Raw genomic sequence first — 10,594 nt, 5'->3', positions numbered from 1 at the left:
GTGGGGCGCCCCTACGCAGAAGGGGCGCCCCACACGTATCACTTGAGGTCGGCGTCCGTGTAGTAGCCGGAGTCGACCAGGACCTTCTGAACGCTGTCCTTGGTGACGGGCACCGGGTCCAGCAGGTAGGACGGGACAACCTTCTTGCCGTTGTCGTACGTCTCGGTGTCGTTGACCTCGGGCTTCTTGTCCGCGCCGATCGCCTTGATCATCGCGACCGTGACCTTGGCCAGCTCGCGCGTGTCCTTGAAGATCGTCGAGTACTGCTCACCCTGCAGGATCGACTTGACCGACTGGACCTCGGCGTCCTGACCGGTCACGACGGGCAGCGGCTTGCCGCTTCCGCTGTAGCCGTTGGCCTTGAGCGCCGCGATGATGCCGAGCGACAGTCCGTCGTACGGCGACAGGACGCCGTCAACGGTCTCGTTGGTGTAGCTCTTCGTCAGGATGTCCTCCATGCGCTTCTGCGCCGTGGCGGGGTCCCAACGCAGGATCGCGGCCTGCTTGAAGTCGGTCTGGCCCGACACGACCTTCATGTCGCCGGAGTCGATCATCGGCTGCAGGACCTTCATCGCACCGTTCCAGAAGAACGTCGCGTTGTTGTCGTCCGGCGAGCCGGCGAACAGCTCGACGTTGTAGGGGCCTTCGCCCTTGGCCTTCAGGCCGTCGACGAGGGACTGCGCCTGAAGCTCGCCGACCTTCTCGTTGTCGAACGTCGTGTAGTAGTCGACAGCCTCGGACTCACGGATCAGGCGGTCGTACGCGATGATCGGGATGTCGCTGTCCTCGGCCTTCTGCAGCACGTCGCCGAGCGCCGTGCCGTCGATCGCCGCGATGACGAGCATCTTCTCGCCCTTGGTCACCATGTTCTCGACCTGCGAGACCTGCGTCGGGATGTCGTCCTCGGCGTACTGGAGGTCGACCTTGTAGCCGGCGTCCTCGAGCTGCTTCTTGATGTTGTTGCCGTCAGCGATCCAGCGCTCCGACGACTTGGTCGGCATCGCGACGCCGATCGTGCCCTTGTCGCCGCCTCCGCTTCCGCCGGCGTCGTCGCCGCACGCCGTCAGGCTCAGCGCCATGGCGGCGCCGGCAACTGTTGCGAGTATCTTCCGCACTGATTTTCTCCTCATCGTTGCTCGGACTGCAGGGGCTGTCCCTGTCCGTTCCTCTTCTTTCCTTGCGCAGACGTCAAAGCCCCTGCGCGAGTCGGTGGGGTTGTTCATCGCCGTACCTCACGCCTGCGTGCCTTGAGGCGGTGCATGACGTCGTCGCCGCCACGACCGAAGTGGTCGTGCAGGGCGCGGTAGTCGTCGTAAAGGGTGCCGTACGCCTCGGCGCGTTCGGGATCGGGGCGGTAGCTCGCCCGATCGACCCGCCCCATCGCGTCCGACGCCGCCTGCACGTCGGAGTATGCCCCGGCGGCGACCGCTGCGTGGATCGCCGAGCCGAGCGCCGGGCCCTGGTCGGAGCCGATCGTGGAGAGCGGGAGGTTGAGGACGTCGGCATAGATCTGCATCAGCAGGGTGTTCTTCTTCAGGCCGCCGGCGACGACGATCTCGCGGACCGGCACTCCGGCCTCGTCGAACGTCTCGACGATGAGCCGGGTGCCGAAGGCGGTGGCCTCGAGCAGGGCGCGGTAGACGTCCTCGGGACGCGTGGCCAGCGTGAGGCCGACGACCAACCCGGACAGGTCGTGGTCGACGAGCACCGAACGGTTGCCGCTGTGCCAGTCGAGGGCCAGCAGTCCGTGCTCACCGACGGCCTGCTCTGCGGCGAGGCGGCTGAGGTGCTCGTGCACCGTGAGCCCTGCCTCGTCGGCCGCCTGCCTGGTCTCCGCCGGCACCTGCTGCGTCGTGAACCACTCGAAGATGTCGCCGACGCCGCTCTGTCCGGCCTCGTAGCCCCACAGGCCAGGAGCGATGCCGCCCTCGACGACCCCGCACATGCCGGGGACCTCACGGAGCACGTCGCTGTTCATGACGTGGCACGTGGATGTGCCCATGATCAGGACCATCTGGCCGGGTCCGATCGACTGCGCCGCAGGAGCCGTCACGTGGGCGTCGACGTTGCCTGCCGCCACCGCGATGCCGGCCGGCAGGCCGGTCAGCGCCGCGGCCTGCTCGGTCAGGGAGCCGACGCGGTCCCCGAGGGCTGCGAGAGGCCGGTCGATCTTGTCGGTGACGAAGTCGGCGAAGCCGGGGTGGAGCTCGGCGAGGAAGTCGGGGCTGGGGTAGGTGCCGTCCTGGAGGATGCCCTTGTAGCCGGCGCTGCAGGCGTTGCGGGTCAGCGTTCCGCAGAGCTGCCACACGATCCAGTCGGCGGCCTCGACGAAGTGCGCCGTGCGGGCGTACACGTCGGGTGCCTCCTCGAGGAGCTGGAGACCCTTGGCGAACTCCCACTCCGAGGAGATGAGTCCGCCATAGCGAGCGAGCCAGACCTCGGAGCGCTTGCGGGCCAGCTCGTTGAGGCGATCGGCCTGTCCCTGGGCAGCGTGGTGGCGCCACAGCTTGACGTATGCGTGGGGCTCGCTCGCGAGGCCGGGAACCTCCGAGAGTGGCGTGCCGTCCTCGGTGGTCGGCACCATGGTGCACGCCGTGAAGTCCGTCGCGATGCCGATCACGTCGGCGGGATCGACGCCGGCGTCCTCGAGGGCTTGCGGGATGGCGACCTGGAGGACCTCGAGATAGTCGGCCGCGACCTGCAGCGCCCAGTCGGGGCCCAGCGGCGTGCCGTCGGGGAGCGTGCGGTCGATTCGCGGACCACGAGCGTGGTCGGTACGAGGTCGACGGTCGGCTCCTTCTCGCCGTCCAGGACTCGCGACAGGACTTCCATGACCCGTTGGCCGAGCTTGGGGAAGTCCTGGCGCATCGTCGTCAACGGCGGCTGGAAGTAGCCCGCTTCGGGTAGGTCGTCGAAGCCGATCACGCTGACGTCCTCGGGCACCCTGCGGCCGGCCTCGCGCAGGGCGCGCAGCAGGCCCAGGGCCATCTGGTCGTTGCCGACGAAGACCGCCGTCACGTCACGCTCGCGGGCCAGCGACTTTCCCGTGCGGTAGCCGCTCGCGGCGCTCCAGTCGCCACCCCAGCGCAGCGGGGGGATGCGTCTGCCCTGGCTCTCCAGCTCGGCGCGCCAGCCGTCGCGCCGGGCATGGGCCTCGGCCCAACCGTTGGGTCCGGACAGGTGGATCACGGTCTCATGTCCCAGCGACAACAGGTGCCGGGTCGCCAGTCGCCCGCCCTCGAAGTTGTCGAAACCCGCCGTCAAGGGGGTGCGGGACATGTCGCCCTCGACGACGACCGTCGGGATGTCGAGGTCGAGGGAGTGGGCTTCTCGCAGGATCGTCTCGTGGGGAACGATGACGACCATCGCCTCGACGACCCGCTCCTGGAGGTCCGTGACGGCCGCGCGGAACGCCTCTCGGGACATGGCCTCGACATTGACGGTTGCCAGTCGGTACTCCGACTCGCGCGCCGCCGCCTCGAGCGCCAGCAGGACGTTGGCGGGTCCGAACTGCTCGGTTCCCCAGGTCACGACTCCCACCGTCCGCGAGCGACGGGAGGCGAGGAGCCGGGCGGCCAGGTTGCGCCGGTAGTGCAGGTCCTCGACGGCCTGGAGCACGCGGTCGCGGGTCTCCGGGCGTACGCCCGGCATCCCGTTGATGACCCGGGAGACGGTCTGGTGTGAGACGCCGGCACGTTTCGCGACGTCCGACATACGCGGCACCCGAGGACCGTCCTGTGACGTCGGAGACATGCGCAGATGCTAGTCGGTGTCCGGTCCGTGACTTTCCAATTCGTGCGGATCTGGGCCGTTGGTGCTCGACTTCGGGGCGCCGCTGCACCACGGCGGCGACCCACAGCGGCCCTACGATGTCGGCGTGACGACCCTCAGGCGTACGCGTGTCGCGGTGGCCGCCGGATTCTCCCTGCAGGGCCTCGTGTTCGCCGCGATCGTCACGCAGGCGCCGCGCATCAAGGACAAGTTCGACATCGGCGACGGCGGCCTGACCGGGATCCTCGTGCTGGTCGCGGTGCTCTCCGGCGTCGGCAGCGTCATCGCCGGGATCATCGCGGAGCGCCGGACCAGTGCCGCGGCGTTCCGGCTGGCGCTGGTCACGATCGGGCTGGGAGCGCTGCTCGTGGGCGTCGCGCCGACCTTGCCCCTGGTCGTCGCCGCGTTCGTCGTCTACGGGCTGGGCGTCGGCGCGGTCGACGCCGGGATGAACATGCAGGGCGTACGCGTGCAGCATGCGTACGGCCGCAGCATCATGGCCAACTTCCACGGCATGTGGTCGATCGCCGGCATCGCGGGGGCGCTGTTCGCCGCCGGAGCCGCCGAGGTCGATCTGCCGCTGGCGCTCTCGCTCCTCGTCATCGCGACCGTCACGTGGATCACCGTCGCGGTCGCGGCACCGCACTTCATCGAGGCCAAGGAGCACGATCCGGGTCTGTCGGCCCAGGGACTCGACCTGCCGTGGCGGCCGATCCTCGTCTTCGGGCTGGTCGTCCTGCTGTTCTATGCGGCGGACACCGGCATCCTCACGTGGAGCAGCGTCTACCTCGAGGACGCTCTCGACTCGTCGACGAGCGTCGCGCCGCTGGCCTATGGGGCGTACCAGGCCGGTGCGCTGATCTCGAGATTCGGCGGTGACTTCGTCGTCCGGCGAGTCGGCGCGAGAGTGGTGGTCGCGGTCGGTACGACCGTCGGTGTCATGGGCCTCGCGGTCGTGGTGACGGCGGCCTCGCCGGCCATGGCGATCGGTGGGTTCTTCGTCACCGGTCTCGGCCTGGCAATCCTGGCTCCGCTGTCGTTCGCCGCGCTCGCAGGGGCGGTTCCGGCGCAGGCGGTCGATGTCGCGATCGCGCGCATGAACATCGCGAACTACCTCGGCGCGATCCTCGGCGGCGGGCTGATCGGTGCGGCAGCAACGGCGGATCACCTGCGGTGGGCGTTCGTCATCCCGCTGGTGCTGATCCCGATCGTCCTGCTGTGCGCCCGGTCGTTCCGCAGCGCGGATGTCTCGAGGCTGGATGCGGTGTGAGGCGGGGTGGGGACTGAGTCCCCGGGCCGCGACCCACCGGCGTTCGTCGCGGTTCTTGCGGGAGCGACGGATGGCTCACCACTCGACGTGGCTCTCGTCATCGCTGGGTCCGGCCGCACATAAGTCGCCCCACCGTTCTCGGGGGGTGAAACGGTGGGGCGACAACAGGCGCCAACAGCGCGTACGCGTATTGACCCTGCAGACATCATGCTACGCCAGCCGGACAAGCGTGTAGAGGGTTTGTACAAATATTCGAACAAATCTTTGCTGATCGGCGCGTCAGGACGTCTCCGTCGGGGGTCTGGGCGCCGGCGTGACGAAGCCGATCGTCGCGACCGCCCGGGAGACCGGACGTTGCGCCTTGTCGGCGAGGGCATCGTCGAGGAACTCGTAGTCCTCGGCGAAGCGCCGATCCGACCTGGCGGCGGCCCACCATTGCGCGATGTCGATCCAGCCGGGCGATGCGAGTGCGCCGCCGAATCCTCGTACGGACAAGGCGGCGCAGAGGTTCGCGAACCGCAAGCGATGCAGGAGCGACCAACCGGCGAGCTCGCCGGCCATCAGCCCGGCGAGGAACACGTCGCCCGCTCCGGTGGGATCCAGTACCTCGACCGGTACGCCTGGGACCCAGGCGTCCTCGCCGGTCGCGGCATCCGCCGCGAACGCGCCACGGCTGCCGGCAGTCACCACGGCGAGCGGCACCCATTCGCGCAGCTCCTCGATGGCGGCATCGGGGCTGTCGGTCCGGGTGTAGGCCATGGCCTCGGCAGCGTTGGGCACGAAGGCGTGGCACCCGGCCAGCCGCTCGCGCAGCTCGCCACTGTCCCACCGCTCGGTGGCGTCCCAGCCGACGTCGGCGAAGATCTTCGTCCCGCGCGCGACCATCGTGTCGACCCAGGAGGCGCGGTCGACGCCCACGTCCGCGAAGGCCAGGCGAGTCAGGGGTACGTCGCCCAGCAGCTCCTCCGCCGGGACGGGAGGCGGGTGCTCGTGGGTCACCATGGCGCGGTCGTCGTCGATGGCCAGCGATACCGTGACGGGGGAGTGCCACTCGGCAAACCGCCGCGAATGGCTGAGGTCGATGTTCTCGGACTCCGACAGCTCCTTCCAGCAGTAGTCGCCGTACGCATCGCACCCGAATGCCGCCGACAGCGTGGTCGAGAGGCCGAGCCGCGAGCACGCGACGGCGAGGTTCGCGACACCTCCAGGGCTCGAGCCCATGCCGTCGGTCCAGATCTCGTGCCCGCCCGACGGCGCTCGGAGCATGCCGGTGAAGATGATGTCGAGGAAGACTTGTCCTGCGACAAAGACGTCACTGGGCTCCGCGGTGTCCACCGACACGTTCCCTTCTGTATGCATGGGGGTGCGCAATCCCACGCTGATTCGTAGTCTCACGCAGGTGAGCGGTTTTGGCACCCACAACGACCGACACGAACGTCGACGAGAGCTGAGGGCTGATCGCATGCGACTGACTGTGCTGGGCGGGGGCGGGTTCCGCGTGCCGCTGGTCTATCGCGCGCTCCTGAGCGACGACTCGGACTCACGGGTCCATGAGCTGGTCCTGCACGACGTGGATCCCGCTCGACTGCGCCGTGTGGGCGAGGTGCTGGCGAGGCTCGAGGCCAAGGCCGGAGTCGCGGGTCCCACCCTGCGCCTCGAGACCGATCTCACCGCGGCCGTGAAGGGTGCCGACTTCGTCTTCTCGGCGATCCGGGTCGGCGGCCTGGCGGGCCGGGTCTGCGACGAGCGCGCCGCCCTGGCCGAAGGGGTCCTCGGTCAGGAGACGACCGGCGCGGGCGGCGTGTGTTACGGCTTGAGGACCGTGCCGGTCGCGATGGAGATCGCTCGCACGGTCAAGCAGCACGCCCCCGACGCGTACGTCATCAACTTCACGAATCCGGCGGGGATGGTCACCGAGGCGATGGCCAAGGTCCTGGGCGACCGCGTCGTCGGGATCTGTGACTCGCCCGTCGGGCTGTTCAAGCGGGTGGCCCGGGCGCTGGACGTCGACCGGTCGCGCGCCGTGTTCGACTACGCCGGCCTCAACCACCTCGGCTGGCTCCGGCGGGTGCTGGTCGACGGCGTCGACGTGCTGCCGGGTCTGCTCGCGGACTCCGACAAGCTCGTGACGATCGAGGAGGGTCGGCTGTTCGGCGCACCTTTGCTGCAGAGCATCGGCGCCGTGCCGAACGAGTACCTCTGGTACTGGTACTGCACGAAGGATGCGATCGCCGGCATCGAGGCGGCGCACGAGACGCGTGGCGAGTTCCTGCTCCGCCAGCAGGCTGACTTCTACGCCGGGTCCGGCCGAGCCGGCGATGCGTACGAGGCGTGGGAGCGCACGCGCCGCGATCGCGAGGAGACCTACATGGCCGACAGTCGCGACGTGAGTGGCGCCGGCGAGCGGGACGAGGACGATCTCGAGGGTGGCGGCTACGACCGGGTGGCGCTCGAGCTGATGCACGCGATCGCCCGCGACGAACGGGCGACGCTCGTCCTCAACGTGCGCAACGGCCACACGCTGCCGGGCCTTGAGGCGGATGCGGTGATCGAGGTGCCCTGCGTCGTGGACGCCAACGGTCCGAGGGCGCTGCCGCTCGACCCGCTGGCCCCCCACGCCGCCTCGCTCGTGGCCGCGGTCAAGGAGGTCGAGCGCACCGCGATCGAGGCCGCGACGACCGGCTCGCGCGAGCTCGCCGTGCGGGCCCTGGCGCTGCACCCTCTGGTCGGCTCGGTCACCACGGCGCGTCGGATCTTCGACCGCCAGCTGCACGAGGTGCCGGACCTCGCGCGCGTGTTCGGCTGATGTTCGCGGTCAGGGAGTGACGTTGAAGTTGCGGCGGAAGGTGTTCTCGGGGTCCCACGCACGCTTGACCTGACGCAGCCGCTCCCACGTCTCGCCCGGCCAGAGCGCGGCGATGTCGTCGGCGGTGTCGGAGCCGAGGAATCCTGCGTAGGAGCCGAGGCCGTGGTCGCCGATCGTGCGCCACACCGAGCGAGCCGCGGCGATCTGGTCCTCGGTCGAGTCCGGCGAGAGGAAGGCGGCGGACACGACCAGCGCCTCGGCGTTGCGATGGGCGAACGCGGTCGCCGCGGGGTCCACCCGGCCGAAGGCGCCACCGAGGCTGCGCAGGAACACCACGCGGCCGCCCGCGGCGTACGCCGTCGCGATCGCGTCGATGAGCGGCTCGTCGACGGACTCGACCAGCGTGTTGCCGATGACCGGGAGCACGCCTTCCGGCGGGTGCGCTTCCTCGAGCACGTCCGTGTAGGGCCGCTCGCTGACATCCTCGGCGACCACGGTGCCGATCGCGCGGAGCGGCTCGAGCGCCGCGGTGTCCTCGGCGTCGAGGCAGACGTAGAGGATCGCGCCGGCCGGGAAGTCGCCGAACCCGGGCATCAGCACAAGCGTCGTGGTCAGCTCGTCGGGCGCGTCGCGCATCGCGGCGACCCACCCCTTCACCAGCTGGGCCACGTCGTCGAGCGCGAACGTGATCGTGCCGAACTGGACGGCCGAGACCGGCTGCGCCTGGAACTCGAACGCGGTGACCACGCCGAAGTTGCCCGCACCGCCGCGCAGCGCCCAGAACAGGTCGGCGTTCTCCGTGTCGGATGCGCGTACGACATCGCCAGCGGCGGTGACGACCTCGGCGGCCAGCAGGTTGTCGATCGTCAGGCCGTGCTTGCGGACCAGCCAGCCGATCCCGCCGGCCTGGGTCAGCCCGCCGACGCCGACCGAGACGGTGTCGCCCGAGGTGATCGCGAGCCCGTGCTCGGCCAGAGCCGCGGCGGCCGGACCCCACGTGGCGCCGGCGCCGATGCGTACCCGGCCCGCGTCGAGCACCTCGACCTGGTCGAGCCGGGACAGGTCGAGGACGACGCCGCCGTCGATGTTGCCGAACCCCAGCGCGTTGTGCCCGCCGCTGCGGATGGCCAGCGGGAGTCCCTCGGTGGCGGCGTGCCGGAGCGATGCGGCCACGTCCTCCGGCGTCATCGGGCGCAGCACGACCGTGGGTTCGGCCGTGCTCGTGAGCGTGGTCCGTGCCTCGTCGTAGTCAGCGTCGCCCGGCCGGATGGCGATGTGCTCGATGGTCATACGGGTCATACCTCCGTGTCAGGCTGTCGTCTGAAACGACCCTAGAACCTCAAGGAGGCTTGAGGTCAAGGGTGGTCAGGCACAACGACCACATTTTTCGCCTCCGGGAGATCTGGCCCCGGGAGGGATGACACAATCGCCTCATGTCCGCCACCGTTGCCTCCAAGCGTCCGCCGCGCACTCCCCGGCGACGCATCGCGACGGCAATCGGCGTCATCTTCCTGCTCGCCGGCCTCGGCGTGATCGGCTACTTCGCGTGGCAGTACTTCGGCACCAACATCGTGGCGAAGCAGAAGCAGGCGGAGATCAAGAAGGAAACCAAGATCCAGTGGGAGAAGGGTGTCGACGGCAACGCGATCGCGATGCTGCGGGTCGAGCGGTTCGGCGCTGACTACGAGGTGCCGATCGTCAAGGGCTTCGACAAGCGCGCGCTGGCCCGTGGAGTCGGCTGGGACACCGAGAGCGAGATGCCCGGTGAGATCGGCAACTTCGCGATAGCCGGCCACCGCGTCACGCACGGCGAGCCGTTCAGCAAGTTCCCCAAGCTCGAGAAGGGCGACGAGGTCGTCGTCGAGACCCGGCGCAAGATCTACACGTATGAGCTGCGCAACTCCGGGACCTCGATCACCGTCCCGTTCTCCACGCCGTGGCCCCTGTGGCGCGTGCCGGATCCGGACGGCCGCAACCAGAAGCCGACCGAGCGACTCCTGACGATGGTGACGTGCTCCGAGCTGTTCCACACCGACAACCGCAGCGTCGTGATCGGCGAGCTCGTCTCGACGTACGACAAGCCGACGGCCACCACCACGACCAACGGCTGATTCCGGCCCGCGGGACACGCCTTAGGCTGCTCCCATGCATGGCTACCAGCGCGAGTTCATCGAGTTCTCCCTCGAGCACGAGGTGCTCCGGTTCGGTGAGTTCACGCTGAAGTCAGGCCGTACGTCGCCGTACTTCTTCAACGCCGGGCTGTTCAACACGGGCGCGCGGCTCGCCGCCCTGGGCCGCTTCTACGCCACCGCGATCGACCGGAGCGGCATCGAGTTCGACGTCCTGCTCGGGCCGGCCTACAAAGGCATCCCCATCGCCTCGGCGGCAGCGGTCCAGCTCTCGGAGCAGCTCGGCCGTGACGTGCCGTGGTGCTTCAACCGCAAGGAGCCGAAGGACCACGGCGAGGGCGGCCTGATCGTGGGCTCGCCGCTCGAGGGCCGGGTGCTGATCGTCGACGACGTGATCACCGCCGGCACCGCGATCCGCGAGGTCATGGACATCGTGGACAGCGCGGGCGCCGAGGTCGCGGGCGTCATCGTCGCGGTCGATCGTCAGGAGCGCGGCACCGGCGAGCTGTCCGCGATCCAGGAGGTTGAGCGGGACTTCGGCGTCCCGGTCGTCTCGATCATCGACTTCGGCCAGATCGTCCAGTACGTCGAGGAGTCCGGCCGGCACGCCGAGCACCT

9 protein-coding genes are annotated in these 10,594 nt (G+C 69.3%); 4 read left to right on the top strand and 5 right to left on the bottom strand.

Going from position 1 to position 10,594, the window contains the following annotated elements:
• Positions 1-38: 38 nt before the first annotated feature.
• From chvE to V6M46_RS12015, 3 genes are all read right to left on the bottom strand, one after another.
• The gene (chvE, locus tag V6M46_RS12025; protein WP_332665280.1) at positions 39-1,115 is read right to left on the bottom strand and encodes a multiple monosaccharide ABC transporter substrate-binding protein; all 1,077 of its coding nucleotides are present in this window, start codon (positions 1,113-1,115) and stop codon (positions 39-41) included.
• Positions 1,116-1,219: 104 nt separating this feature from the next.
• Positions 1,220-2,704, bottom strand: coding sequence for a ribulokinase (araB, locus tag V6M46_RS12020; RefSeq protein ID WP_332665283.1), 1,485 nt, complete (start codon positions 2,702-2,704; stop codon positions 1,220-1,222).
• Positions 2,617-3,753, bottom strand: coding sequence for a LacI family DNA-binding transcriptional regulator (locus tag V6M46_RS12015; protein WP_332665277.1), 1,137 nt, complete (start codon positions 3,751-3,753; stop codon positions 2,617-2,619). Before V6M46_RS12015 ends, araB begins: the two co-directional genes overlap by 88 nt.
• A 124-nt stretch (positions 3,754-3,877) precedes the next feature.
• On the opposite strand from V6M46_RS12015, the gene V6M46_RS12010 reads away from it, so the two are divergent.
• Positions 3,878-5,041 carry an MFS transporter gene (locus V6M46_RS12010; protein ID WP_332665275.1) on the top strand — a complete coding sequence of 388 codons (1,164 nt, stop codon included), beginning with the start codon at positions 3,878-3,880 and terminating at the stop codon, positions 5,039-5,041.
• Positions 5,042-5,320: 279 nt separating this feature from the next.
• Here the strand turns inward: V6M46_RS12010 and V6M46_RS12005 are convergent, their stop codons facing one another.
• On the bottom strand, positions 5,321-6,382 hold the full coding sequence (locus V6M46_RS12005) for a carbohydrate kinase family protein (protein WP_332665273.1): 1,062 nt from the start codon (positions 6,380-6,382) through the stop codon (positions 5,321-5,323).
• A gap of 121 nt (positions 6,383-6,503) precedes the next feature.
• Between V6M46_RS12005 and V6M46_RS12000 the strand changes: the two genes are divergently transcribed.
• Complete coding sequence (locus tag V6M46_RS12000) at positions 6,504-7,847, top strand: 6-phospho-beta-glucosidase (RefSeq protein ID WP_332665270.1); 1,344 nt, start codon at positions 6,504-6,506, stop codon at positions 7,845-7,847.
• A 9-nt stretch (positions 7,848-7,856) separates the two neighbouring features.
• Here V6M46_RS12000 and V6M46_RS11995 read toward each other — a convergent pair whose 3' ends face one another.
• Positions 7,857-9,137 (bottom strand): FAD-binding oxidoreductase, encoded by a 1,281-nt coding sequence (locus tag V6M46_RS11995; protein WP_332665268.1) that lies wholly within the window; start codon positions 9,135-9,137, stop codon positions 7,857-7,859.
• A 143-nt stretch (positions 9,138-9,280) separates the two neighbouring features.
• On the opposite strand from V6M46_RS11995, the gene V6M46_RS11990 reads away from it, so the two are divergent.
• Both V6M46_RS11990 and pyrE read left to right on the top strand, forming a co-directional pair.
• The gene (locus tag V6M46_RS11990) at positions 9,281-9,958 is read left to right on the top strand and encodes a class E sortase (RefSeq protein WP_332665266.1); all 678 of its coding nucleotides are present in this window, start codon (positions 9,281-9,283) and stop codon (positions 9,956-9,958) included.
• Positions 9,959-9,992: 34 nt separating this feature from the next.
• Positions 9,993-10,594, top strand: a 602-nt coding sequence (gene pyrE, locus V6M46_RS11985; protein WP_332665265.1) for an orotate phosphoribosyltransferase, incomplete at its 3' end; no start/stop codon positions are given.

The organism is Aeromicrobium sp. (genome assembly GCF_036676885.1).
Lineage (GTDB): Bacteria > Actinomycetota > Actinomycetes > Propionibacteriales > Nocardioidaceae > Aeromicrobium.
Note: the sequence above shows the minus strand (reverse complement) of the source record. Positions and strands in the feature narration are given on the sequence as shown.

Bases quoted from the DNA above. Each gene is read 5' to 3' on its own strand.
- V6M46_RS12015 (WP_332665277.1), bottom strand. From the start codon at position 3,753: ATGTCTCCGACGTCACAGGACGGTCCTCGGGTGCCGCGTATGTCGGAC.
- V6M46_RS12000 (WP_332665270.1), top strand. From the start codon at position 6,504: ATGCGACTGACTGTGCTGGGCGGGGGCGGGTTCCGCGTGCCGCTGGTC.
- V6M46_RS11995 (WP_332665268.1), bottom strand. From the start codon at position 9,137: ATGACCATCGAGCACATCGCCATCCGGCCGGGCGACGCTGACTACGAC.
- V6M46_RS11990 (WP_332665266.1), top strand. From the start codon at position 9,281: ATGTCCGCCACCGTTGCCTCCAAGCGTCCGCCGCGCACTCCCCGGCGA.